This is a genomic window from Shewanella oncorhynchi (assembly GCF_012584455.1).
GTDB classification, from domain to species: domain Bacteria; phylum Pseudomonadota; class Gammaproteobacteria; order Enterobacterales; family Shewanellaceae; genus Shewanella; species Shewanella oncorhynchi.
The window spans coordinates 392753-419029 of the sequence record NZ_JABAEB010000001.1; the positions used below are offsets into that span (position 1 = coordinate 392753).

Annotated in this window: 21 protein-coding genes; 12 read left to right on the forward strand and 9 right to left on the reverse strand. The window is 46.1% G+C overall.

Features of this window, described 5'->3' with window-relative positions:
- Positions 1 to 81: 81 nt before the first annotated feature.
- The gene (locus HGO26_RS01730) at positions 82 to 516 is read right to left on the reverse strand and encodes a PACE efflux transporter (protein WP_168822865.1); all 435 of its coding nucleotides are present in this window, start codon (positions 514 to 516) and stop codon (positions 82 to 84) included.
- A 90-nt stretch (positions 517 to 606) separates the two neighbouring features.
- On the opposite strand from HGO26_RS01730, the gene HGO26_RS01735 reads away from it, so the two are divergent.
- Positions 607 to 1494 carry a LysR family transcriptional regulator gene (locus HGO26_RS01735; RefSeq protein ID WP_168822867.1) on the forward strand — a complete coding sequence of 296 codons (888 nt, stop codon included), beginning with the start codon at positions 607 to 609 and terminating at the stop codon, positions 1492 to 1494.
- Positions 1495 to 1587: 93 nt separating this feature from the next.
- Here the strand turns inward: HGO26_RS01735 and HGO26_RS01740 are convergent, their stop codons facing one another.
- Positions 1588 to 2211, reverse strand: coding sequence for a TetR/AcrR family transcriptional regulator (locus HGO26_RS01740; RefSeq protein WP_028761413.1), 624 nt, complete (start codon positions 2209 to 2211; stop codon positions 1588 to 1590).
- Positions 2212 to 2630: 419 nt separating this feature from the next.
- Here HGO26_RS01740 and HGO26_RS01745 point away from each other — a divergent pair, with 419 nt between their 5' ends.
- From HGO26_RS01745 to HGO26_RS01770, 6 genes are all read left to right on the forward strand, one after another.
- A complete protein-coding gene (locus HGO26_RS01745; protein WP_168822869.1) occupies positions 2631 to 3869 on the forward strand; it encodes an efflux RND transporter periplasmic adaptor subunit in 1239 nt (412 codons plus the stop codon).
- Positions 3870 to 3882: 13 nt separating this feature from the next.
- On the forward strand, positions 3883 to 7029 hold the full coding sequence (locus HGO26_RS01750; protein ID WP_168822871.1) for an efflux RND transporter permease subunit: 3147 nt from the start codon (positions 3883 to 3885) through the stop codon (positions 7027 to 7029).
- Between the two features lie 454 nt (positions 7030 to 7483).
- The gene (locus tag HGO26_RS01755) at positions 7484 to 8161 is read left to right on the forward strand and encodes a methylamine utilization protein (protein WP_168822873.1); all 678 of its coding nucleotides are present in this window, start codon (positions 7484 to 7486) and stop codon (positions 8159 to 8161) included.
- Positions 8151 to 10457, forward strand: a complete 2307-nt coding sequence (locus HGO26_RS01760) for a bifunctional diguanylate cyclase/phosphodiesterase (RefSeq protein WP_168822875.1) — start codon at positions 8151 to 8153, stop codon at positions 10455 to 10457. The genes HGO26_RS01755 and HGO26_RS01760 overlap by 11 nt, the downstream gene beginning before the upstream one ends.
- A gap of 76 nt (positions 10458 to 10533) precedes the next feature.
- Positions 10534 to 11415: a DUF3034 family protein gene (locus tag HGO26_RS01765; protein WP_263255219.1), complete on the forward strand. Its 882-nt coding sequence runs from the start codon at positions 10534 to 10536 to the stop codon at positions 11413 to 11415.
- Positions 11412 to 11888, forward strand: coding sequence for a group I truncated hemoglobin (locus HGO26_RS01770; protein ID WP_168822877.1), 477 nt, complete (start codon positions 11412 to 11414; stop codon positions 11886 to 11888). Before HGO26_RS01765 ends, HGO26_RS01770 begins: the two co-directional genes overlap by 4 nt.
- A 94-nt stretch (positions 11889 to 11982) precedes the next feature.
- Here HGO26_RS01770 and HGO26_RS01775 read toward each other — a convergent pair whose 3' ends face one another.
- A complete protein-coding gene (locus HGO26_RS01775) occupies positions 11983 to 12456 on the reverse strand; it encodes a LabA-like NYN domain-containing protein (protein ID WP_006082658.1) in 474 nt (157 codons plus the stop codon).
- A 115-nt stretch (positions 12457 to 12571) separates the two neighbouring features.
- The gene (locus HGO26_RS01780; RefSeq protein ID WP_168822879.1) at positions 12572 to 13432 is read right to left on the reverse strand and encodes a helix-turn-helix transcriptional regulator; all 861 of its coding nucleotides are present in this window, start codon (positions 13430 to 13432) and stop codon (positions 12572 to 12574) included.
- Between the two features lie 193 nt (positions 13433 to 13625).
- Between HGO26_RS01780 and HGO26_RS01785 the strand changes: the two genes are divergently transcribed.
- On the forward strand, positions 13626 to 14537 hold the full coding sequence (locus tag HGO26_RS01785) for a DMT family transporter (RefSeq protein WP_168822881.1): 912 nt from the start codon (positions 13626 to 13628) through the stop codon (positions 14535 to 14537).
- 75 nt (positions 14538 to 14612) lie between these two features.
- On the opposite strand, the gene HGO26_RS01790 is transcribed toward HGO26_RS01785, so the two are convergent.
- Complete coding sequence (locus tag HGO26_RS01790; RefSeq protein WP_131523569.1) at positions 14613 to 15380, reverse strand: AraC family transcriptional regulator; 768 nt, start codon at positions 15378 to 15380, stop codon at positions 14613 to 14615.
- A 145-nt stretch (positions 15381 to 15525) separates the two neighbouring features.
- On the opposite strand from HGO26_RS01790, the gene HGO26_RS01795 reads away from it, so the two are divergent.
- From HGO26_RS01795 to HGO26_RS22440, 4 genes are all read left to right on the forward strand, one after another.
- The gene (locus tag HGO26_RS01795) at positions 15526 to 16689 is read left to right on the forward strand and encodes a multidrug effflux MFS transporter (protein ID WP_168822883.1); all 1164 of its coding nucleotides are present in this window, start codon (positions 15526 to 15528) and stop codon (positions 16687 to 16689) included.
- 673 nt (positions 16690 to 17362) lie between these two features.
- On the forward strand, positions 17363 to 18166 hold the full coding sequence (locus HGO26_RS01800; protein ID WP_168822885.1) for a sensor domain-containing diguanylate cyclase: 804 nt from the start codon (positions 17363 to 17365) through the stop codon (positions 18164 to 18166).
- Between the two features lie 111 nt (positions 18167 to 18277).
- Positions 18278 to 19009 carry a GGDEF domain-containing protein gene (locus HGO26_RS22435; protein WP_168822887.1) on the forward strand — a complete coding sequence of 244 codons (732 nt, stop codon included), beginning with the start codon at positions 18278 to 18280 and terminating at the stop codon, positions 19007 to 19009.
- Positions 18996 to 19211 (forward strand): GGDEF domain-containing protein, encoded by a 216-nt coding sequence (locus HGO26_RS22440; protein ID WP_168822897.1) that lies wholly within the window; start codon positions 18996 to 18998, stop codon positions 19209 to 19211. Before HGO26_RS22435 ends, HGO26_RS22440 begins: the two co-directional genes overlap by 14 nt.
- A gap of 116 nt (positions 19212 to 19327) precedes the next feature.
- On the opposite strand, the gene HGO26_RS01815 is transcribed toward HGO26_RS22440, so the two are convergent.
- The 4 genes from HGO26_RS01815 to HGO26_RS01830 all read right to left on the reverse strand — a co-directional run bounded on the left by HGO26_RS01815 (position 19328) and on the right by HGO26_RS01830 (position 26032).
- Positions 19328 to 22468 (reverse strand): multidrug efflux RND transporter permease subunit, encoded by a 3141-nt coding sequence (locus tag HGO26_RS01815; protein WP_168822899.1) that lies wholly within the window; start codon positions 22466 to 22468, stop codon positions 19328 to 19330.
- Entirely contained in the window at positions 22468 to 23577 is a 1110-nt protein-coding gene (locus HGO26_RS01820; RefSeq protein ID WP_168822901.1) for an efflux RND transporter periplasmic adaptor subunit, read from the reverse strand. Before HGO26_RS01820 ends, HGO26_RS01815 begins: the two co-directional genes overlap by 1 nt.
- A 210-nt stretch (positions 23578 to 23787) precedes the next feature.
- Positions 23788 to 24582 carry a substrate-binding periplasmic protein gene (locus HGO26_RS01825; protein ID WP_168822903.1) on the reverse strand — a complete coding sequence of 265 codons (795 nt, stop codon included), beginning with the start codon at positions 24580 to 24582 and terminating at the stop codon, positions 23788 to 23790.
- A 247-nt stretch (positions 24583 to 24829) separates the two neighbouring features.
- Positions 24830 to 26032, reverse strand: a complete 1203-nt coding sequence (locus HGO26_RS01830; protein WP_168822905.1) for a metallophosphoesterase — start codon at positions 26030 to 26032, stop codon at positions 24830 to 24832.
- Between the last annotated feature and the right edge of the window lie 245 nt (positions 26033 to 26277).

The following is a 26277-nucleotide window of genomic DNA, read 5'->3' on the forward strand; positions in this document are numbered from 1 at the left end:
ATGGATAAGCTGCCATCAAACGAATCGCTAAATTGTTTAGTGAGGTTCGTTTGATGGTGATGTGTGTTGATCTTAGCTGCGCTATTTGACCTTAGTGGCTTGCATAGTAATCCAAGTCTTATAGGGCTGATACTTGTCATAGCACCAATGGAATAGGGTGCTGTAGAAGAAGAAAAAGATCAAAAAAACCGCTTCTAAGCCCATGGCTGCCAACCAACCTATCTGTAGAAACCAGGCGATGGTCGGTATGCTAATGAAAATAAGTCCCCCTTCAAATCCAAAGGTATGCAGTATTCTGGTTTTCAAAGTGCGTTGCTCTCGATTTGCCCCAAATACCCTGTCGAATCCTAGGTTGTAGAAGTAGTTCCATACCACGGTATAAAGACTCAAAGCGATACCAACTATGACAAGTTCACTGGTTCCCTTGCCTGATATAAGGGCAGAAACGGGGATAATAATAGCGAGTGCAATCGCTTCAAAGAGTAAGGCGTTAAAGATACGTTCTGTCGTTTTCATGGCTATTTCCCATTCATTTAATGTGACTATGGCCATGATTTTATCTAGTATAGGGATAAGTTATAGTTAGATAGTATCGGTAAAAGCGATATGTTTAGTCTCGAACAACTCGAAGCCTTTATGGAAACCGTAGAATCGGGTTCATTTTCGAATGCTGCAAGGCAACTTAAGAAAGCACAATCCGTGATTAGCCAGCATGTGATGAATCTTGAAATTGACTGTGGGGTTGAGTTATTTGACCGTTCGGGTCGTTATCCTGTATTAACGGCCGAAGGTAGTAAATTACTGCCCTACGCAAGAGCGACGATTCTTCAACATCGTAGGCTCAAACATACCGCCTTATCGCTCTTTAGTAGTCAATCTTCAGAAGTGTGCCTTGCGATGGATGAAGGCATTCCGATACAGAGAATATCTGAAATTATTCGGTTGTTAGAAGGTGATTTCCCTAATATCGAACTCGAGTTTCTCAGTGCCTCAAGTATAGATATTATCGACATGGTGCATTCGGGAAGAGCATCTACAGGATTGATTTTTAGTGAATTATCTATGCCAAGTAGTATAGATTTTGAGAGTATTGGGGTGATTCAATTCGATCTTTATGTGGCGAGTTCGCATCCCTTAGCAAAATCAGTTGCACCGAACATGGACTCATTGCGACTGTATCGACAATTACTCATCCGCTCACGGAATACTAAAACCAGTAGTTTTCAGCAGGCGTTCAGTCCTGATGTTTGGTATGCCGATAACTATTACGTGTTATTGGAGCTCGCATTACTGGGCCATGGTTGGTGTCTATTGCCCGAGCATATGGCGTCCAATTTAGTTTCATCGGGTAACTTAACTCGCGTCCCCATAGAATTTGAGCAGATAGGCTGGCATGCAAACGTCGATGTGATCCAGCATCAAGATAAAAGCAGCCTGCCATTATTGAAACGACTCAGGCAACTGTTTAGAGAACTCTTGGTTGGACAGAAATAAATGGTTGGACAGAAATAAAGCAAAGCATAAATAAAACCCCAGTTAAGTGAGTACTCTACTGGGGTTTAGTTTTTGTGGATCAGGATTTGTGAATCAGGATTCATCATTACGCGGAAAGTTAGCCAGCACTAGCTCGGCCACTTTGCGCAGTTCATTCGGGCAAATTCCACTGGTCGCTTGTACGGCCATACCTTGCAATACAGTGCCTATATAACGGGCAAGCAGCAAGGGATCGGCGTCAGCGGGCAAATCACCTTCATCTTTGGCGCGTTGCAGTCGTTCGCACAGGGCTATTTCACCGTCGCGGCGACGATTAATCAAAGTGTCTTTAATCGCTTGTCCTGCTTCACTACAGGTGAGTGCCCCTTGAACAATCAAACATCCCTGTGGATGGCTTTTATCCACCAAAGAGCTTGCCGCACCGAGTAGCATTGACTCGATAACCTGATAGGCGGTTTTTTGTTCCAGTGCCGGGTAGAAAAACGCACAGGGGCGCTGTTCATATAATTCTATCGCTTTGAGAAATAACTGTTCTTTATTACCGAAAGCGGCATAAAGGCTAGGTTTATTAATGCCCATAGCTTGGGTGAGATCTGTTAACGATGTACCTTCAAAACCTTTGAGCCAGAAGACTTCTAAGGCTTTTGCTAATGCATCGTCAGTGTCAAAAGCTCGTGGGCGACCAACACAGGGCGTCTGGGTGACGGTTGACATCATTAGGCTCCTCAATTCTCAATTGCCCCTAGGATAGACATGGGTTTAGTCCCTGTCCAGCCACACTTGCCACTGATGACGGACTTAGGGGGGATATGTCTACTTAGTCATTCAAGGTGTCACCTAAGTTCAGCATGTTATCTGCGTTAGTCAGTGTTTGCTTCAATATTCATCAAAATGCTTTGCCGTTCAAACTCGTAGCCTTTTGCCTCTGGACGCATTGCATGCCTAGGGTAAGTGCACACCTCTAGTTAAATACCGTTCGGTACATAAATTTGTTGACAGCATCATTTTACGCTATATATTACCGTTCAGTACAGAATATTTTTTACCAGTCGGTATTTAATTGGTTTGGTTTGTAACACAGCTGCATGTGTGTGGTTCGAACAGCGTGAAATGCCCGCCACTTTGAGGATAGTAATATGATGAGTAACAAACCTTTACGAATAATGATGTTAACGGCTGTGGCTGCTTTCGTCCTTTCAGCTTGTGGTGAGCAAACAGCGCAGCAGGGACCTGCACCGAGTGCACCTAAGGTGGATGTCGCTCAGGTATTGCATGAGCGAGTCACCGAATGGGATGAGTTTACCGGTCGTTTACAGGCGCCAGAAAGTGTCACCCTTATCCCGCGGGTGTCGGGTTATATCGACTCAGTAAATTTTAAAGAAGGCGCCTTAGTGAAAAAAGGCGAGGTGTTATTTCGCATCGATCCAAGCGTGTTTGAAGTGGAAGTGGCCCGGTTAAAAGCAGACCTTGCTAGCGCACTTTCTGCAGAGCAACTGGCTACTAATGACTTTGAACGGGCACATAAGTTATTTGACCAAAAGGCGGTATCGGCCGAATTACTCGATACCCGTGAGTCGAATAAACGTCAGACTGCAGCCGCAGTCGCTTCGGTGAAAGCAGCACTCATGCGCGCCGAGCTTGATTTAGCTTATACCCAAGTACAAGCGCCGATTGATGGCCGCGTGTCCTACGCCAACGTCACTGCGGGTAACTATGTCACTGCAGGGCAGAGTGTGCTGACCAGCTTAGTCTCTACCGCCAGCATGTATGCCTATTTTGATGTGGACGAGCAAACCTACCTTAAATACGTGAAGTTAACTGCGCAGAACAAACGTAACGATCCTCGTGCTGGCGATAACCCCGTGTATATGGCTTTAGCCAATGAGCGCGATTATCACCATATTGGCATGGTCGACTTTGTTGACAATGCGATGGATAAGCAGACAGGCACAATTCGAGTGAGGGCCACTTTTGACAATGAAGACAATAGTTTATTGCCTGGCTTGTTTGCGCGTCTTCGCACCGCGGGCAGCGGCGCCTATGAGGGGATCTTGATCGACGATAAAGCCGTTGGCACAGATCTCAATAATAAGTTTGTGCTGGTCGTCGGTCATGATGGCACGGTCGAATATCGCGGCGTGACCTTAGGCGAAAAAGTCCAAGGACTGCGCATCGTGACCCAAGGCTTGATGGCCGAAGACAAGATTGTCGTCAATGGTATGCAACGCGTACGCCCTAAGATGCAAATTGAGCCAAACATAGTGGACATGGTCGACAGCGACAAGCTCGAGGCGCTACGCCAAGCCCAGTTAATACTCGATAAAAACCAAGAGCATTTGACGGCGCAAGCGGTCGAAACGGCGAGCCGCGGTTAAGGAATAACACACTATGTTGTCGCAATTTTTCATTAAAAGACCGATATTTGCAGCCGTACTGTCATTGCTGTTTCTTATCACTGGGGCGATTGCCGTTTGGCAGTTGCCTATTACCGAATATCCCGAGGTGGTACCGCCAACCGTAGTGGTCACCGCTAACTATCCTGGCGCTAACCCTAAAGTGATTGCCGAAACTGTGGCTTCGCCGCTGGAGCAGGAAATTAACGGCGTCGAAGACATGTTGTATATGTCATCGCAGGCGACGTCCGATGGACGCATGACCTTGACCATCACCTTTGCGATTGGCACGGATGTGGATAAGGCTCAAACCCAAGTGCAGAGCCGAGTCGATCGCGCTATGCCCCGTCTGCCGCAGGAAGTACAACGTCTTGGTATTATTACTGAAAAATCATCGCCAGACTTGACCATGGTGGTGCATTTGTTATCGCCGGATAACCGTTATGATATGTTGTATCTGTCTAACTATGCGGCGCTTAACGTCAAAGACGAGTTAGCGCGGATTAACGGTGTCGGTGCTGTGCGTTTGTTTGGCGCCGGCGAATACAGCCTGAGAATTTGGCTCGACCCGAATAAAGTCTCGGTGCTGGGTTTATCGCCAGCGGACATTATTGCTGCCGTGCGCGAGCAAAACCAACAGGCAGCAGCGGGCAGTTTAGGCGCGCAGCCCAGTGGCAGTGCTGACTTTCAACTTTTGATTAACGTGAAAGGCCGTTTAACTGAACTGTCTGAATTTGAAGATATCATCATCAAAGTTGGTCAGAATGCTGAGGTGATCCGCCTTAAAGATGTCGCGCGGGTGGAACTCGGGGCAACGAGTTATGCGCTGCGCTCTTTACTCGATAATAAGGATGCGGTCGCTATTCCTGTATTCCAAGCATCGGGCTCTAACGCGATTCAGATTTCCGACGATGTACGCGCCAAAATGGCAGAGCTGTCTAAAGGATTCCCTGAAGGACTCGAATACGAAATCGTTTACGACCCAACAGTGTTCGTGCGTGGCTCGATTGAAGCTGTGGTAAAAACCTTGCTCGAAGCCGTGTTGCTGGTGGTGTTAGTGGTGGTGCTATTCCTGCAAACTTGGCGCGCATCGATTATTCCGCTGGTGGCCGTGCCTGTGTCTTTGGTCGGTACCTTTGCCTTTATGCATCTGCTTGGTTTCTCGTTAAATGCCTTGTCGCTATTTGGGCTGGTGCTCGCCATCGGTATCGTGGTTGACGATGCCATCGTCGTGGTGGAAAACGTCGAGCGTAATATTGCCGCAGGATTAAGCCCAGTTGCGGCAACACAAAAGGCGATGAAGGAAGTGACAGGCCCGATTGTGGCAACCACCTTAGTGCTGGCGGCGGTGTTTATTCCAACGGCCTTTATGAGCGGTTTAACCGGGCAGTTCTATAAACAGTTTGCCTTGACTATTACTATCTCGACCTTTATCTCGGCGATTAACTCACTGACCTTAAGTCCGGCATTATCGGCGCTGTTACTCAAGAGTCATGATGCACCTAAGGACGGCTTAACCCGTCTAATGGATAAGTTGTTTGGTGCTTGGTTATTTGTGCCTTTTAATCGTTTATTTAACCGTGCATCCGATGGTTATGGCTGGTTAGTGCGTAAGGTGATCCGTTTTGGCGGCATTATCGGCTTAGTGTATTTAGGCATGGTGGCGTTAACGGGAGTGCAATTTGCTAATACACCAACGGGTTATGTGCCCGGCCAAGATAAACAGTATTTAGTGGCCTTTGCCCAGTTGCCCGATGCGGCATCCCTTGAACGTACGGATAGTGTGATCAAGAAGATGTCTGAGATTGCGCTAAATCACCCCGGAGTCGCGCACTCGATTGCCTTCCCTGGCCTTAGCATCAACGGTTTTACCAATAGTCCTAACTCAGGCGTGGTGTTTGTTGCGCTCGATGATTTTGACTCTCGTACCAGTCCTGAACTGTCGGCGAATGCCATTGCAGGACAATTGAATCAGCAATTTGCTGCTATTCAGGATGCGTTTATTGCCATCTTCCCGCCGCCACCTGTGCAAGGCCTCGGCACTATAGGAGGGTTCCGTCTGCAAATTCAAGACAGAGCCAACCTTGGTTATGAGGCCTTGTATCAGGTGACCCAACAAGTGATGTACAAAGCGTGGGCCGATCCTCAGTTAGCTGGCGTTTTTTCTAGCTATCAAGTGAACGTGCCACAACTTGAACTGGATATCGATCGGACTAAAGCGAAACAGCAGGCAGTGTCGCTCGATCAAATCTTCCAGACATTACAAACCTATATGGGCTCGACCTATGTCAACGACTTCAATCGGTTCGGTCGAACCTATCAGGTGAATATGCAAGCCGATGAGGCGTTCCGCCAAAGTCCGCAACAGATAAGTCAGCTAAAGGTGCCGAATCTGAATGGTGACATGATCCCGCTGGGGTCGTTCATCAACGTCAGCCAAAGTTCAGGTCCAGACAGAGTGATGCACTATAACGGTTTCACGACCGCTGAAATCAACGGTGGTCCAGCGCTCGGAGTGAGTACAGGCCAAGCGCAGGCGGCGATTGAGAAAATTTTGGCTGAAACCTTACCTAATGGTATGACTTATGAGTGGACCGAGCTGACCTATCAGCAAATTCTCGCGGGCAATACGGGTCTTTTGGTTTTCCCGCTGGTGATCATCTTAGTGTTTATGGTGCTAGCCGCCCAGTACGAGAGCTTAAGCTTGCCATTGGCGATTATCTTAATCATCCCAATGACCTTACTTTCAGCCCTCAGTGGTGTGCTGATTTACGGTGGCGATAATAATATCTTCACCCAAATTGGCCTGATAGTGCTGGTGGGGCTGGCGACTAAAAACGCTATCTTGATTGTCGAGTTTGCAAAGGAGAAACAAGATCACGGTATGGCACCTATGGAGGCGATATTAGAGGCAGCAAGATTACGTTTACGTCCTATCTTGATGACATCTATCGCCTTTATCATGGGAGTGGTGCCTATGGTGTTCTCCACTGGCGCGGGCGCTGAGATGCGCCAAGCCATGGGGGGGGCAGTATTCGCCGGTATGATAGGGGTGACTGTATTTGGTCTTATCCTAACGCCGCTGTTTTACTATGCCTTAGCAAAGAGAGGCGGTAAAAAGCCGATGAGCATAAAGAGATAACCGTCGGTTAAGCTTGTTTTCTAGTTGAAAAACACATGAAAGGTCTACATTGAGTAGGCCTTTTTTGTTTATTCACGGCGAGAGCGATTAGATTTGACTATCTTTAGCTGGAGTTAATTAACATTAGGTCAATTGATGCTTAGTGATGGTATTGCTCGCTAGGTTAAAACTAAAACCAGAAATGAGGAATATCGTTGGTATTTTCTGGATCATCAATAAGAAACAATGAATAACTATTACCAGACCATTCTGTTAGTTTATAACTTATTGCCACTTGAGTGCGTCATTATCACAGTATGATTAGAATGGTTACTGTTTTACGACTTTTCTATATAATTTGATGATTATTCAATGTATTAGTAATGTACAATGCTAGATGAATCTAGATAGTTTTTTTACGCAGAACTCAGCTAAGGTACTTGTTGACCTTGCATCACTATGCCCGAGGTAACGGATGATCCTATATCGCGTTTTATATGCGTTAGTACTTTGCGTTTTGATCTATTTCACGCCTCAAGTCATGGCTGCTGAACTCAATATTAATGTAGTAGATCTGCAACAACAGGCCATTGCCGATACTGTTGTGGAGCTGATCCCTGCAGTGATGCCCGATAATGCAATACCTGTCGAGCATTATGAAATGTCGCAAAAAAATCGAACCTTTATCCCCTTTGTGCTGGCGGTGCCTAAAGGTGCAAAGGTGGATTTCCCCAACTTAGATCGTACTCGTCACCATGTGTATTCTTTTTCAGAAGCTAAACCTTTCGAACTTAAATTGTATGTGGGTCAGGCCGAAGCGCCGATTCAGTTCGATAAACCCGGTTTGGTCGCGCTTGGCTGTAATATTCACGATTATATGCAAGCATTTATCTATGTGGCAGATAGCCCTATTGTCGCGGTGACGGACGAGAAAGGTGAGATCCAGTTTAAGGGACTTATCGCCGGTCAATATAAAGTTAAGCGCTGGCATCCATGGCAGAAGGCGGCATCAGAGCCAACGGATTTACTGATAGTTAATGGCCCTAATCAACTCAGCCTGCCCTTAGACATTGAGCGTCAAGCTAAACCGTCGGCTCCGCCGTCGGGATTTGGTCACTACGATTCTGAAGGTAAGCCATTACATGCTAAATAGTTTTCGCGCTCGGCTGATTTTAGTTTTCTTTATTGTGCTGACGTTGGTGCAATTTGCCACGGCATTTTCCGTGTTGACAGCGACCGAAAAAGATAACTTTTTACAGCAACAGAAAAGTCTCGATATTGGCGCGAATGTGTTTCTCGAAGTGTTATCGAATCGCGGTATTCAGCTCAGTCAAAGTTTGTCCGTACTCAGTGCCGATTTTGGTTTTAAGCGCGCGATTGCTACTGGTGAGCAAGAAACCATTGAATCAGTGTTATCTAATCACGGCTCTCGTATTGGTGCCGACGCCGCTGTATTGCTATCACCTAAAGGGGCGCTCTTGACCTCGAGTTTGCCTGGACTCACTCAGGATGATATTCAATCCTTATTTAATATGACCACCAGCAATCATAATGCGTTAGCTATCCTTAATTTTGATCATGCTAGCTATCAGTTTGTGCTGCAGCCGGTGAAGGCGCCGACCTTAATCGCTTGGGTTGGCATGGGTTTTTTATTGGATGAGAAGGTCGCCCAACAAGCTAAAGCTATTACGGGCATCGATGTGAGTTTTGTCAATCAGGCAACGGGCCGCACTGAAATAGCTTCAACCTTATCAGATAATGAAAAGTTAAGCGTAATTGAGCAGGCGAGCTTATTGCCTAGCTTGCTGAAAATGCCTAGTGAAAGTATTCCCGTAGATCATCTGTCTATGGGCATCAAACTTTATGATCACAACGGCAGCCAATTAGCGCTACTACACCAATCAAACCTCAAGTGGCAGCAAAGTTATCAGCAACTACGCAATAATATGCTGCTGATTTTTGCTTTGACCTTAGCACTGGCGATTGCGATTGCGATTTGGTTGTCGGGCAGTTTGACTGAACCTGTTCATCAACTAGTGAATTATGCCCGCAAAATCGGTCAAGGTAAGCAGCCTGCCAATATTCAAGGTGCGCCAGCAGAGCTGAGGGTGTTGGCCAAGAGTTTATCCTTAATGCGCGATGATATTGAAGCGCGGGAAAAGGATTTAGTCTACCAATCTCGCCACGATAGCTTGACAGGTTTGCTCAATCGTTTTGCCGCAAAACAGCATTTGGCGGATCTTAACGATAAGTTATCCGGTGCTATGGTGTTGTTAGATATTAAACATTTCCGCCATATCAACGATATTATTGGTTTTGCCAACGCCGATACTTTATTACTGCTTTTTGCTCGCCGCCTAGAGCAATTAGCACCGACACCGGATTTACTGGCGCGTTTAGACGGTGACTCATTTTTACTTCTGTATAGTCAAGGCATTCGCCCCGAGCACTTGTTGAAATCATTGGATATGCTGGAGTCTCCCTTTCCAATCCAAGGCTCAAACATTTCTCTTACCGTGCGGGCGGGATTACTTGAAATCGATGGTAATGGTGCTGATATCGATGTGTTAGTGCGCCGCGCCGAAATTGCCCTCAATCAAGCCTGTCTCGAAGAGCAACGCATCGTCAGTTATCGTCAAGGCGCCGATGAAAAGTATCAGCGTGAGCTGACGATTATCCGTGATTTGCCCATAGGTTTAGCGCAAAACCAATTGTATTTAGTGTTCCAACCTAAAGTGGATTTACGCCTAAACCAGTGCACTGGCGCCGAGGCATTGATCCGCTGGCAGCATCCTACGCTAGGGTTTATTCCGCCCGATGAATTTATTCAACTGGCTGAAAATTCTGGCAACATTGATATTGTTAGCCAGTGGGTATTGAAGCAGGCAATTCAGCAATTAGTGACATGGCAGCGGCGGGGTATGGTGCTAAAACTGGCTATTAACCTGTCGGCCCATGATTTAGTCGATACTCGCTTACCAAATCAAATCGCCATTTTACTGAAAGACAATAATCTGCCAAGCGGTGCACTCTGTATCGAAGTCACTGAAGGCGCCGTGATGAAAGATGCACAGACTGTGGTGAGTGTATTACAGCGATTCCGTGACATGGGCGTGTCTGTTGCCATTGATGATTTTGGCACAGGTCATTCATCATTAGCCTATTTGAAAATTTTACCTGTTAATGAGGTGAAAATTGATCGCAGCTTTATCAAAGACATGCTCACGGATAGCCTGGATGTGATGATAGTCGATACGAGTATTAAATTGATCCACGGCTTAGGTTTTACCGTAGTAGCCGAAGGCGTTGAAGAACAAGAAGGTGTTGAGATATTGCGTAATCTTGATTGCGATATCATTCAAGGTTATGTGTTTTCGAAACCCTTAAAAACGGCTGAATTTGATCTGTGGTTCGAGGCGTTTAACCATCCAAATACCGCTGATGCATAAGCGCGTTTACTCAAGTCAATATGCAAAGACGCTAGACTAACGATTCATCGTCGACAGAATTAGAGCGGAGCATCAAGTGAACATTTCCATAAATGCATTGAAGTTGAATTCATTAACTTGGACTTATGTTAAGGCTTTGTCTTGCCTATTTTTACTATTGGGCACTGTTCCTACGTTTGCTGAAGGTAGCCGTGTGGTCGCGACTGGCGGCGGGACGATGATTGAAGGCAGTGCTGGCGGTGGCATAGTGCCATGGGCCGTGATCAACGGTTATGGTAGTAGCGGTGAATGGTCGGCAACGGCGATGGCGACGGGTGTCTATGTCGATGATTTTACGCTGAAAGTGATCGGCGCTTCTTTGAGTTTTGATAATCGATTCGAGCTGAGCGTTGCGCGGCAAACCTTTGATTTAGATACTATGGGCGGCGAGTTAGGCCAAGATATCTTCGGCGTAAAATACAAGCTTGCCGGAGAGCTACTTTATACGGCTATGCCGCAAATTACCTTAGGTGCCCAGTATAAAAGAGTCGATGACTTTGCGATTCCTCAGGCGGTTGGGGCGCGGGATGATTGGGGTTTAGATGTGTATGTTGCTGCCAGCAAAGTATTTTTTGATGCGGTAGCGGGACGAAATGTATTACTCAATGGGACCGTGCGCGCGACCAAGGCGAATCAAACGGGTTTATTAGGTTTTGGTACCCAAGCCAATCATGATTACCAGTTTGTGTTCGAAGCCTCTGCCGCGGTATTGCTGACGGATAATGTGGCACTGGGTATCGAATATCGCCAGAAACCCGATGAGTTAGCTTTTGCCCGTGAGGATGATTGGCAAGATGTGTTTTTAGCTTGGTTTATCAATAAGCATCTTTCCGTGGTTACGGCCTATGCGAATTTGGGCAGTATTGCAGGATTTGAAGAGCAACGGGGTTGGTACCTGTCGGTGGAGGGAGCGTTATGAGGCGTTTACGGGTGAAGCTAATACCTTTGGTCGCAGTGTTTTTTTTCACTGGCTGTGCTGTGCAAACGACCGAAACCTCAGCATCACAAACTCACTCGAGTCGCCAAACCGCAAGCCAGCAAACCTTATATCAAGAGCTCGGTGGTGAAGCCGGCATATCGGCGATAGTCGATGGCTTGCTGGCACGTATCGCCACAGATCCACGCATAGTGCATCACTTCCAAGAGACAGATATTGCCCTGTTTCGGGCGCGCGCCATCGAACATTTTTGTCTGGTTGCCGATGGCGGCTGCGTGTATCACGGCGAAAGTATGGCGCACAGCCATAGAGGCTTGAATATTACCCAAGCGGATTTCGATGCCTTAGTTGGTCATTTGATTGAATCGATGAAAGAGCAACATATTCCGCTATCGACCCGGAATGCCTTTCTAAAACGTCTCGCTCCTATGTATGCGGATATTACCTATCACTAGTGTGTTGTTTGTATTATCAAAAAGTGGCCTTTAAATATGGCGAAGGTGTTTGATGCGGTTAGTGTGATGAGTAGCCGCATTTTTTGTCTTGTGACTAGAGCAATAACGCCTCATCTATGGGATGGAACTGGCTCGCTGCATCCCTTAAGGATTTAGCTGTTAGGGTAGGGACGCCATACACTTGGGTTTCAACGCCATATTTTTGATGAATTTTTTGTAGCAATAAATCGAAGTCACCATCCCCAGACAATAAGATCACTGTATCCACTTCACTCGCCGCTTCCATAATATCGATAGTGATCCCCACGTCCCAATCGCCTTTGGCCGAGCCATCGCTGCGCTGAATAAACGGTTTTAACTTCACCTCAAAACCTATGTGCTTTAGTGCGTCTTGGAATTTCAATTGCCCATCGTCGCCCTTATGGATGGCATAAGCCACGGCCAAGGCTATGTCACCTTCGTAACCTAAGTGTTGCCACAGTTTACGATAATTAAATTGGCGACCATAGGCTTCTCGGCAGGTGTAATAGATGTTTTGTACATCGACAAATAAAGCGATTTTCTTCAAGGCGTTTTCCAACGGCTAGGGGAGTAAGGGCACTATAGCATATCGAGGCAATGGGGTTTTCAAGGATGTTAGAGTGTTGGGTTCAGCCGTTGATATGGTGAACCCAAAGCGTATGTTAGCTTCTATGGTATTTTTGATATTCGCCCGGTGACATGCCGCTGAGTTTTTTAAAGTAACGCCCCATATGACTTTGATTGGCAAAGCCATTATTGAGGGCGATCTCGGTCAATGATTGCGTTGAATGACTCAAGCTTTGTTTGACCTTTTCAATGCGCACTTGCAGCAAATACTCCTGCGGCGTCATCGCAAATTGGCATTTAAACATGCGACAAAAATGGTACTCACTCAGTTGGGCAAGCTCGGCCAACTCAGACAAGTAAATCTGCCGATGGGAATGGCAATGAATAAACTCTTTGATCGCTTTGGCCACTTTAGGTGCGAGCCCACCCTTAATTGGCCCTACCGACAAATTAAAGCCTGAACTTTGCAGCAAAGTCACCAGTACAGTGTCGGTTACTTGTTCCATCATCAGATGGTGATCCCTCGTCTGCCAATCGAGCCCCGCAACTTGGTGCCGAAACAGCGCCTCTAATCTCGGATTATCGACAAAGGTCAACTCAGGTAAACGCACTTGGCGTGGATCTTTATCAAAGACTCGCACCGCCAATTTTTTAAGATGTTCATCGCTAAAATACAAATGCATAAACTGCTGCGGTTGTCCCAGTTGCCAACGACTCTCGCTACCTTGGGGCATAAGACAAAACTTACTGGGCGCGCCATAGTCGGCCTTGATATCGGTTCTGTGGGTTTCGTAGCCGCCATCCAGATACATGCTCAGCGTATGTTGTGCATCGTTTTGGTAATACAGACGCTCGCTCGCATTTTGATAATGAGCCCAAGATAAATCCTCCGTAATCGCTTGTTTACGAATACAGGTTTTGGCGGATTTATCAAAACTGATGTATTTGGGCTCCATGGGTTCCTAGTGATCTCACTGGCTAAGCATTTTGTCTTTCCAAATTATCGCACTTATGGGCGTGGCTCAACGTCCGCTCGCGATTAAAACCGCAATATCGTGTTATGGCCAACAAGATGGTGACATAAGGACGAAAGCCATCGCTGTATAGTTTGCCTCATTAAGCATTTTATGAAGGTGTAGGAGACTCATTATGGCTGCTGTGATGTATTTGCTGATGATTTTTGTGTGGGGTTTTTCGTGGATTGCCATTAAGTGGCAGCACGGTGAGGTGGCGACGGAAGTCTCGATTTTCTATCGGTTTGCGATTGCGAGTCTCTTGATGTTCACCATTGGCTTTGCCTTTAACAAGCTGCAAGCGGTAAAGCTTAGGCAGCATCCTTGGTTTGCGCTACAAGGCGTGTGTCTATTTTGTTTGAACTTTATCGCGTTTTATACCGCAACCCATTATATCGCCAGCGGTTTAACGGCGGTGATTATGGCCACTGCCCCTATTTTTAATGCGATACATGGCCGCATTTTTTACGGTACGCCCACCAGTCGTAATTTTTGGTTAGGCGTCGGTGTCGGTCTGGGGGGCATTAGCTTACTCTTTGGTGCCGATTTGCTCGCGACTCAGTGGTCACAAAATTTAGTGTGGGGCTTATTGTTTTCGCTGCTAGGTACGTGGTTTTTCTCGATTGGTAACATGATCAGTATGCGCAACTCGCGCGATAATGTGTCGCCCTTTACTTCAACAGCGTATGCCATGTGCTATGGCAGTGCGGCGTTATTGCTCATCATTTGGTTTAAAGATTTAAGTTTTAGTTTACCGCTGACAACCAGCTATCTTGGCAGCTTGTTCTACTTAGCCGTTATCGCCTCTGTGGTTGGCTTTACCGCTTATTTGATCTTGGTTGAGCGAATTGGCGCTAATGCCGCTGCGTATCTGTTGGTGATTACCCCTGTGGTGGCGTTAAGTGTATCGAGCGTGTTTGAGGATTATCAGTGGACTTGGTATTCAAGCGCGGGACTTTTGCTGGTCGCGCTCGGAAACATGTTAACGCGCCGTCAAAAACCGCTTGCTTGGTTTAAGTCTTCTGCCACGCCAGCTTTGAAAGCCTAACGTCGCAGCTAGCGTCATGAAAGTGCATATGAGGCAAGGCTCGATTCGACGATTGTAAGTCAGTCGAGCCAGTACTTATTTGAAATATTGTGCCGGAGTAGTGCCGGTATATTGCTTAAAAAAGCTGATAAAGGCACTGTCGCTGGAAAATTGTAAATTAAAGCCCACCTGCGCCACCGAGGTTCCCGTTGCTAATTGTTCTATGGCCGCAAGTAAGCGCCATTGCTGGCGCCAGGCTTGATAAGCCATGCCCGTTTGTGCGCTAAAAATGCGGCTAATTGTGCGTTCACTGGCTCCGATTTCTACTGCCATATCCTTAAGATTGGCTGGCGGTTTCTGATGTTGCAGTAGTTGCGCAAGCCAGGTTGTTAAACGTTTATCCTGTGGGAGGGGTAAAGCCAGATTTTCTTCCATGGCATTGCCCAATTCTTCGCAGAGCAGCGAAAAAGCATTGTGTTGACTGCTTCTTGGTTTGTCCCAAGGCCAAAACGACATAGTGTCGATTAAGGCTTTGAGTAGTGGGTTTACATGGAAAATAGTGACCTTATCGGGCAATGAGCTGACGGTTTCTGGCTCAAAGTAGAGTGAGCGATAGGCGACGACATTATGCATTCTGACGCTGTGCTCGACACCTGCTGGCAGCCAAGCGGCTCGCGTCGGCGGTAATACCACCTGAGTCTGGGTTAGGGTGAATGTCATGCATCCTGCTGGAGCATAAAGCAGTTGTGCCTTCCTGTGGTGATGCATTCCCGAGTCGTGTTCGCCCATATTGGCGGCAATGCCAATAACCAGATTATCCAGCAGATCTGGATTAAATAGTTGTTCGGGTTGAATAAAGGCCATCTTGTCCTATTTTTGATGTTTTTTGTCTAAGTGTTGTTAATTGTCACATTTGGATTTTATCTATACTGCGCCATCTTTGACAAGTATGGAGTGACATTTCGGTAAACCAACTCATTTGTTGGAGTGCTGAAATGGACTAAAAATCATGAATATAAAACCCCCTTTAGGGCTCGCTGTGCTGCTAATGATGTTTCCGCAAATTATGGAAACCATCTATAGCCCAGCGTTACCTAATATTGCAGAACACTTTGCGGTGTCGATTGCTGGCGCATCGCAAACCTTATCTGTGTACTTTATTGCCTTTGCTATCGGCGTATTTTGCTGGGGCCGCTTAGCCGACATTATTGGTCGCCGGAAAGCTATGCTCGCGGGATTAGTGTGTTATGCCATTGGCTCAGCGTTAGCCTTGATGGTGAGCGATTTTAGCCTGTTGTTGCTGGCCCGCGTATTGTCGGCTTTTGGTGCGGCAGTGGGTTCTGTGATTACCCAAACTATGATGCGTGACAGTTATAGCGGCGAAGAATTAGCCAAAGTCTTTTCTGTGATGGGAATGTCACTTGGGATAAGCCCTGTCATCGGATTGCTATTGGGCAGTATCTTCAGTGCGTATTGGGGATATCAAGGTGTGTTTGCCGCACTCATGGTCTCTGCAATTGTGCTGCTGTTTTTGTCGGTAAAATCCTTACCCGAAACCAAACCCACACATACTCAGAAAATCGCGATAGGCGAGTTAGCGATTAAGATGCTTACCGACAGCGAGATTATTAAGAGCAGCTTGTTGGTGGCGGCGTTTAACCTAATGTGGTTTAGCTACTTTTCACTGGCGCCATTTATGTTTGAGGCGCAAGGGTTATCGACGCTCGCCTTCGGTTCCAGTGGCTTACTGTTAGGCTTTGGTGCTTTCCTTGGTAGTTATGTTAATAAAATAATGCTCGGTCGAGGCCACACCAGCGCACGACAGGTTCGCTTAGCCAGTGCTATTGCACTTGTCGGTGGATTGGGGATTTGGCTGATCCAATCGACCATTATAGGGCTGGATAATGTTTACTTTTTAGCCCCTATGCTATTGATTGTAATGGCTTACGGTATCGCAATTCCGAACATACTAAGCTCGGCTCTGGCAAACTACCGCACCTATGCGGGCTCTGCTGGCGCACTCTTCGGACTATTTTATTATATTCTGTTGGGGCTAGGTTTAGGCGGCGCGGGAATCATCCACCATTTAGGTATTGTGATTACGTTAAGTGCACTGCTTTGCGTTGGCTTAGGTTTACTTTTAGGCTTAGCCAATAAAGCAAAAAACGCTTAAGACGCAAATGAAAAGCCAAGATACTAAGTACCTTGGCTTTTCTATGTAATTTCTACATTTTGTATAGACGTGAAAAGCTAGGCTTTAGGTGCGAGTTCCTGCTGCTTTGCTGCCTCTTGGGCTGCAGTCGAAATCAATCGAGGCATGGCAGGAAGTTAACTTCATCATTGAGTAGACCACAGTCTATTCATAAGCAGAGAGTTATGAATGGTGACGTTTACGCATCTATTCTTTCGCTAAATCCCATCATCTCAAAGTTTCTATTGAATATTGTTACTACTGAGTAGTACGAAAAACGAGCATCCGAACAAAGGGAATCAATGTCTTTTCAAACAAACACTTTTCATTAGGCTTTTCTTAAGTAATTGTCATTCCATCATTTTAGATGTACTCAAAGTCACTTTCTGATTTTACGATGTGCGATTGTAGCGTTTTTATATCGACGACAGCCTAAGTGAGTTCTTGTCCTCACAAATCATATGTGGTTCTATCACACTAAATGTTATCTCTATGTTATTCGTTGTATGGGGAGATACGGATGCGTCGACTTTTTTCAGAAGATAGTGAAGTCTTATTATTCAAAAGTTTAAATTATATACCTATCCCAGTTCTATTATCTGAGGCCTTGGACGTTGAAGGACGTCGCCCAAGCACTCATAGGGTGCATAGATTTATGAATCATGCATTTATTGAGCAATTGGGTTATACCATGTCGGACATACCCGATATTGAATCTTGGTTTAATACTGTTTATCCCGAGCCAATCCTTCGAGATAAAGCGATGTTTGATTGGGATAGGGCTGTGTATGTAAGTGAAAAACAGAGGCTGAGCACCGCAGGTTTTCAAACTTACCTTCGCTGTGGCAATGGTGAATATCGTTGGTTTTTAATCACAGCTCAAATTACCACAGAAAATCAATCAAACTTAAACATAGTCACTATGAGAGATGTTCATCAGTTGCAGTTACTGATTGAGGATAACAAGCGACAGTCTAATACTGATTTACTGACGGGACTTGCCAATCGTCGTCAAGTGGAACAGCTCCTCGCTTTAGCCATAGAACACAGTGCCGATGCACAAGGTTCACTCTGTTTAGTGATGTGTGATATCGATTTTTTTAAGAGTATCAATGATAACTTTGGTCATTTGTGTGGGGATGATGTGCTTAAATTAGTAGCGGATCAGCTTAAGCGCTATGTCCCCTCTGCCTCCTGTGTCGCACGTTGGGGAGGGGAAGAGTTTCTGATCGTGCTGGAAAACACTGAACTTGAAGTCGCTATAGAGCTTGCCGAGAAGTTGCGTTGTGATATTGAATCCACGGATTACCAATCCTATGGCCAGCATATGCATTTGACCATGAGTTTTGGGTGTGTCGGGCATCAAGTTGCTGAAAGCTTGCATAGTCTATTATTTCGGGTTGATAGCGTTTTATATAAAGCTAAAAATGATGGCCGTAACCGTGTTGTATTTGATTGAATTCTGAATAAATTCAAACGTTAAATTATATTTTATCTATCATCTTTTAGCCCCAATTAGGTTTGGGATGTGATAACAGATCTTTGTCTGGAATTTGAGCGGAGAAGGTTAATGACAGCACGCAATACCAGTGAGGTAATTCTCTTTAAAAGCTTAGATTTCATTCCTATTCCAATCCTGCTTTCAGAATCACGCATGAATGAGATGTCTGGCCGTATACAGCGGATCCATCGTTTTGTTAATCATGCCTTTATCGAACAGATTGGCTACACATTAGTCGATATTCCCGATATGGATGCTTGGTTTAATACTGTGTATCCAGATCCTTTAGTGCGCCAAGCTATGGTTGAAGGATGGGCAAAAATTGTTGAAAGCAGTATCAATGCAGGAATCGATACGGCTGAAATGCAGGCTCGCATTCTTTGTCGTAACGGTGAGTACCGTTGGTTTTTGATCACGGCACAAATTACCACAGAGAATCAATCGGACTTGCATATAGTAACGATGAGAGATATCCATGATTTACAATTGCTTATTGATGAAAATCAAACTTTGTCTAATACCGATGTGTTGACTGGACTCGCTAATCGCCGTAAAGCGGAAGCAGTGTTGGAGAATGCCTTAAGTACCACAAATGGCTCTGACCTTTGCTTATTAATGTGCGATGTCGATTATTTCAAAGCCATTAATGACACGTTTGGTCATTTATGTGGGGATGATGTCTTAGTACAAGTTGCAAGGTTACTTGAAGGGCTACAGCAATCCGCTGCTTGTATTGCACGTTGGGGAGGTGAAGAATTCTTGATTGTTTTACAAGGTTACTCCTTAGATGAAACTAGATGAAACATATCAAATTGCAGAGCAATTACGTTTAGATTTAGCGTCGACGGATTTTTTCTATCAAGATAAACAACTGAATTTGACTATGAGTTTTGGCTGTATCTGTGTTCAAGATAATGAGAGTCTGCGCAGCGCACTTTTCCGGGTAGACAGTGCGTTGTATAGCGCTAAATCCGCTGGCCGAAATTGTGTTGTGATTGGATAGATAAATTCCCAATATCCTATGTAGGGCAAGGAAACTTGATTAAGACGCCAATAAAAAACCAAGGCACTGAGTACCTTGGCTTTTTGTTATTCGATTATCAAGAGCTATGATTCGCGTTAGGCTTTAGGTGCGAGTTCCTGCTTTGCGGCCACCTCTTGGGCCGCTAACTCTTGCGCTTTAATTGCCGCTTCGAGCTTAGCTTCAACATAACCCGGTGAATGGGTCGCTGCCGAGATTAATCGATACATGGCGGGGATCACCAATAAGGTCACAAAGGTAGCAAACGCCATTCCGAAGAACACCACAGTACCTACAGCGATACGGCTTTCTGAGCCTGCGCCCGTCGAGAAAATTAGCGGTACAGCGCCCACTAAGGTGGTGAAGGCTGTCATTAGGATTGGCCGTAAACGACGGGATGACGCATCGATAATGGCTTTATCGAGTTCAAAGCCGCGGTCACGCAATTGGTTGGCAAATTCGACGATAAGGATACCGTTTTTAGTCACCATACCAATTAACATGATCATGCCTATCTGGCTGTAGATGTTGATCCCTTGGCTGGTGATCAGTAGTCCTAAGAAACCACCGAATACGCCCATAGGCACAGTAAACATCACCACTAATGGGTTGATAAAGCTCTCAAACTGTGCGGCTAATACTAAGTAGGCAACCAGTAAAGCTAAACCAAATACGATAAAGATACTGCTTTGGTTTTCTTTAAAGTCTTTGGATTCGCCCGTGTAACCAATCGAAATATCCTTAGGTAATAATTCAATGGCTTTAGCGTCAAGGAACTTTAAGCCTTCACCTAAGGTGTAACCTTCACTGACGTTAGCCTTGAGGGTGATCGATTTTTGCTTATTGGTGTGGCTTAATCTTTGTGCCGAGGCAATTTCTTCTATATGGGTGACAGTATCGAGAGTGACCAATTCGCCCTTAGCTGACCGCATGTAGATTTGGCTCAGGTCACCGACATTGTTGAAACTGTTTTCATCACCGCGTAAATACACATCGTATTCTTCGCCTCGATCAACAAAGGTCGTTTCGGTGCGGCCACCCAGCATGACTTCTAAGGTTTCCGATACTTGGTCGACACTGATCCCCAGTTCTGCGGCGCGCTCTTTATCGACAGTAACAATGAGTTCTGGCGTTGTTTCTGCGTAGTCTAAGTCAGCCCCTTCCATCATAGGGCTAGCGTTAGCCTCTTCTTTCAATATCTGCGCCCACTTAAACAGTTCGGCATAGTCCGAACCACCAAGTACAAATTGCACGGGTTCGCTCGATTGCCCTCTAAAGCCTGGCATCATAGGGCGAACCATTACATCTGGAATATCCTTTAAGGCATTGCTAATAATTCCAAGGGCTTGCTGCGCTGTCACATCGCGGTGTTCCCAATCTTCTAGCTGCATGATGACAAAGCCAGTTTGATCGCCAGCACGGCCACCAAAGGCGGGAGCTTGTACGCTGAAGGATCGCAGCACACCTTTACCTAGCAAGGGCATGAGCCTGTCTTCGACTATGTCCATGTTGGCTGTCATACGGTTATAACTGGTGCCTTCGGCGCCTTTAATAAAGGCGAACAACACGCCGCGGTCTTCCTGCGGCGCGAGCTGTGTCGGTACTTGTTGCATTAACCAAGCACTGCCGCCGATACAAGCGAGTATGACTAGCGGTGCGAGTAGACGAAATTTAATCGCTCGTGTCACGGCGACACGATAAACGCTTTCCATGCGAGCAAAGCCGCTGTCGACCCAACGATTAAAGCGATTCGGTTTGACGTTGGCTTTGAGTAATTTACTGCTCAGTACAGGCGTAAGTGTGAGTGCCACTAAGGAGGAGAACAGCACTGACACTGCCAGCATCACGGAGAACTCGGTAAATAGTAGTCCGACCATGCCCTCCATAAAGGAAATTGGGAGGAATACCATCACCAGTACCGCCGTAGTGGCGATAACGGCAAAGCCCACTTCGCGAGTACCTTTATAGGCGGCGAGTAAGGGCTCTTCACCTTTTTCGATATGGTGGAAAATGTTTTCAACCACCACAATCGCATCATCCACCACCAGACCGATGGAGAGGATTAACGCCATCAATGTCAGTAGATTAATCGAATAACCTAGCATGTTGGCGGCGATAAATGCCGAGATCAAAGATACAGGAACAGTCACCGCTGGGATTAACGTTGCTCGCGCTTGTCCAATGAAGATATACAGTACGAGTACGACCAAGGCGCCCGTGACATAAAGGGTGCTATACACTTCGTTAATCGAGCGGTCGATAAATACGGTCGAGTCGAAGTCGACCACTAGGCTAGTGCCTTCGGGCAGGAAGTCTTGTACGCGATCAACTTCTTTATGCACTTCTTTGGCAACGAGCAGAGGGTTGGCATCGGACTGGGCAATAATGCCTAAACTGATGTTAACTATGCCGTCGCTTTTGAAGGTCGAGTTTTCGTTTTGTGCTCCAACAGCCACATCGGCGACATCTTTTAAGTAGATAGCTGTGCCATCGCTGGCGGTACGCACCACAAGATAGTCAAAATCCTTCGGCGTGTAGTACAAGCGTTTGGTACGCACCGACATCACTGTGGTGTCGTTGCGCACTTGGCCGCCGGGCGTTTCTATGTTCTCTTTACGCAGGGCGTTAATAATATCCGTGGCGGTGACATTACGTCCTGCCATTTGTTCGGGTCTGAGCTTGACGTACATGACCTTATATAAGCCGCCGGAAATGCTGATAGAACTCACGCCGCTGATTAAACTGAATTTGTCCTCGAGTACTCGCTGGGCGTAGTCCGTTAATTGAGTGCGGTCCATCACACTCGAGCTTAAGTTCACATAGACAGAGGGTTCGCCGGAGCCGTTGTCTTTTGAGACGACGGGATCTTTTGCATCTTCTGGAAGTCTGCGTTGGGCGCGGGCCACAGCATCACGCACATCGCTGACCCCTTCGGTTAAGTTCCAACCGAGGAGGAATTTAACTGTGATACGCGAGCTACCGTTACGTGTGGTCGAGGTGATTTCGTCAATACCACTGATCCCTGTTAGCTCATCTTCTAAAGTCTTAGTGATCTGGCTTTCCATAATCGCCGCCGATGCACCCGAGTAACTGGTGCTGATGGTGACCACAGGGCTTTCGACGTCGGGCATTTCTCGTATCGACAGTTTAGTGAACGACACTATGCCGAATACACATAGCAGTAAGCTTAAAACGATGGCAACGACAGGGCGTTTAACCGAAACATCGGATAACCACATTATTTCGTCTCCGTTGCTTTAGGACCTGAAAGCTCTGTCGCACGGGCTGAAGCTTTATCATCGAGCGTGACTTCATTGATTTGCAGGCCATCGCGCATATTGACTAAGCCCTGTACCACGACTTTGTCACCTATGTTTAAACCGCTTTCGATTAAGACTTGGTTATTGATACGTGCCCCGAGTGTCACTTCTGTGCGGTGGGCAATGTGGTCGGCGCTAACTACGTATACGTAACGTTTAGTTCCTGAATATTCAAGAGCTTGTACTGGCACCATAGGTGCTGAAATCGCAGGGAAGGTGATGGTTGACGACATCATCATGCCCGGTTTTAAGCGTTTCTTCGGATTATCGAATAGCACTCGTACTTTGAGGTTTAAGGTTTCCTCATTGACGCGGGGATCGATAGCTACCATTTTGCCAGTAAAGATTTCATTCGGCCAAGCGCGACTGGTGGCTGATACTTGCATGCCAATACTCAGTTGCGATAGGAAATGCTCAGGCACTTGTAAGTCGAGGCGCATGCTGGACAAATCATCTAGCGACATCAACTCAGTGCCTATGCTGACCATCTTGCCTTCGCTGAAATTAATCAGGCCAGTATTACCCGCAAACGGCGCTATCAGCGAGTGGTAATGTAAATCTGCTTGGGCGGAAGATAAGCGTGCTTGGGCGATATCAACACTGGCTTTTTGTGCGTCAATCTCGGTTTGGGTAATGGCGTTACGGCTGATCAGTTTTTCAAATTCTTTGAGTTTACGTTTTTCATCATTGAGGAAAGCATTGGCCTCGGCGACGGCGGCTTGGGCTTTCATATCATCGAGTTCGATCAGTAACTGGCCTTTTTTCACCGCTTGGTTTGAGGTCACTGCGACTTGTTTAATCTTACCTGTGACTTGCGGTGCAATGATCACTGCACGTTCAGCCGCGAGTTTGCCGATAAGAGAGATAGATTGCGCTAATGGATATTCAATCACTTCACCCGTGACCACAGGAACGGTACGCATAAGATGTGGCGCGTTCTCGGGTTTAGCCGCTTGAAGGACATCACTAAAACTCACCGCTGTGGCGATAATCGCAAGCAGGGCAATGGCAATAATGGTTTTTTTCATTGTAATTATTATCTCGCGCAAAGGCAGTTTAAAAAGGTAATCGCTCTAATGGCGCTATTCTAGTGAATAACGTACGCCAGTTGGGTAAAAGTTTGTAAAGGTAAGCGAACGAAAATGAAAGAAATTGTGTTTTTTGAGCATTGAGCACAATTCAACGAGAGTTTTGCTGTTTTTTTGTGCTGTTATTGCTTTTTAAAAGCTGTACGGACTTTAGGGATGGACTTCAGTTCGCGTTTTTTCAATCGGCGCTTGAGTCGTTTCAATCTGAGGATATTGGCTTAAAATTGCCGCTAATCGTCCATCGCGTCGCATACTTTCTAAACCTTGATTAAAATCCGTCACTAACTGCGGATGATCCGCCACAGCCAAAGAAATCCCTAAATGAAATACCTCAGTCGCTATGGGGTGGCCGACTTGCTCAAAGGCACCCTCATATTCACTTGGTCCTTTTTTAATTAAATACCTCGCTAAGTTATGGCCAATCAAGACTAAGTCAATACGCTTTAAAAACAGCTTTTTGAGATTCATCTCATCCGAATTTCCTTCCTCTGTGGTGAGCCCCGCGGCGAAGATTTCTGGTGGATTAGCGTAACCGCGACCAATGCCAATAGTGAAAGGTTTAAGATCTGAAAGTTGACTGAAACTCAGCGGTGAATCTTTGCGTTTATAAAACACAATTTGTACGGGTTGAATAGGCGCGGAATATTGGGCCCATTGTTCGCGCTCTTTACGATACCAGAGCCCAATGATGCCATCAGCTTGGCCAGTTTTAACGAGTAAAGCCGCGCGGGCGAAGGGATAAAACTTGAGGCTGGCAGTGTAACCTTTGCGTTTAAAAGCTTCTTTGACGACTTGCGCAACGCCGCCCTGTTCAGGTAAAGCATCGGCATAAAAAGGAGGATAGTTAGTGGCGACTAAATGGAGTTCTCGCCCCGCAAATGCTGGGGGATAGAAGCTGAATAGAAACAAGCAAAAGCTAGATAATGTGAGTAATTTCTTCCCCATTTCTACTCCAGCACTTAGGTGAGTCGCACTTGGCTTGAGTATAGTCAGAGTTAATTAGAACAGGCGAACTTATGGATATTAAGATGGGTGAATGTTGAGAGCCATACGATTGAGTGTTATGCCGATTTAGATCCATGGCGGGCGCCCGTTTTACCCTTGCTTATTCATGCCTTATTGCCCCAGCGCATTCGTGGATTAAGGCGCTAGCTCATGCACGTATTGGGGCAAAAGATATTAGTGAGGCAGGTTATAGCGAAACCTGCTCACCCTGATACAAACCTCGGCGGAGTTTGCCGGCGTCGATAAGTAACAGCTCACCGGATTTACCATTCTTAATACTGCTATCTATCGCAATGATTTTATTATGATAAAGCCCAAGTACTTGTTCCTGCGATGTGTGCCCTACGACGATATGATCGACCTTGAAATAGCTCAGTATGCTATCGATATCCGACTCTTTCAGTTCATCTTTAAAGTAGCCACGATACCAAGTTGGACCATTGGTAAAAAACAAAAAGTTGAGTAAATCGTCTTGCTTCAAATCGGCTTTTTTATCATCTAAATGCTGACGAAATAATTGGTTAGCATCGCTGATATGTAATTTACGCTCGACCCATTCAGGGCTGATGCCGCCGTGCATAAACAAGATATTATTGATTTTGACTAAGGTATGTTTGCTGCGAAGCCATTGGCCGATTTCGGTGTCTTTGTTGTAGAGCGCATCGTAGCTGCGTTTGAGTAAATCGGCCGCGACTTGGTAGCGTTCGTTGACGTAGCGTAAGTCGCCGCGAAACACCATTTGCTCGTGATTGCCCATGAGTAGATGTAAGCGTCCGCCCGCAGCTTGGGCTTCTTGGTCTAAGGAATATAAAAACCACAATACTTCATTGACTTGATGACCACGGTCAAACATGTCGCCCGTCATCACCATATGGCCGTCACCAAAGGCCCAGTGGTTATCTTTGTTGATAATCTGATGGGCTTTTAGCAAGTTAATCATTACATCAAACTGGCCGTGTACATCGCTAAGGGCGACAATTTTTCTGACCTGGGTGAAGGTATCTGGCTCAACCGTGACAGCTTGTGTATGAAGGTGCGGTTGGGGTAATTCACCGCAATTGGTAGGGCGAGTTAACTGCGCCTTCGCAATCCTTGTTTGTTTTAGCTCGCTTTGGCAAATCCAATAGGCAGTGTCCTTTTGAGTGTCATCTAAAAACACATAAGGGCCATCGGTGACGCTGCTTTCTTGAATGTTTAGTTCTGGCTCGGCTTCACTTGCATTGGCCGCTAATGAGGTCAACGCCAGTGAGGTAAAGGGGAGTGCGGTGACAAGCCATAACAGGGGCGTGAATTTTCTCTGTTGCTTGAGTATCCATTGGCTGGCTCGGCTAAGTCGCGTCATAGATAGCGTGATTGGGTGAGCCCCGACTGGCATCGAATTGATTTGCATTAGACCGCATCCTTGTTCTTGTTTTAGTTATTCATTTTGTCATTTTAGACACTTGAGTTGATGAGTCTTCGAACGTGCAGCTTGACGAATTCAATTTCAAGCGCTTAATCGCAAGTGCTTAATCTTAAGTACTTAATGTCAAGTGCTCAACCTATTGAAAATACTAAATCATACGGATAAGGCTTATCATCGGCAAGTCGTGAGGCGGGCTAAATTAAACTTGCCCGCCTCATTATTCAGTTATT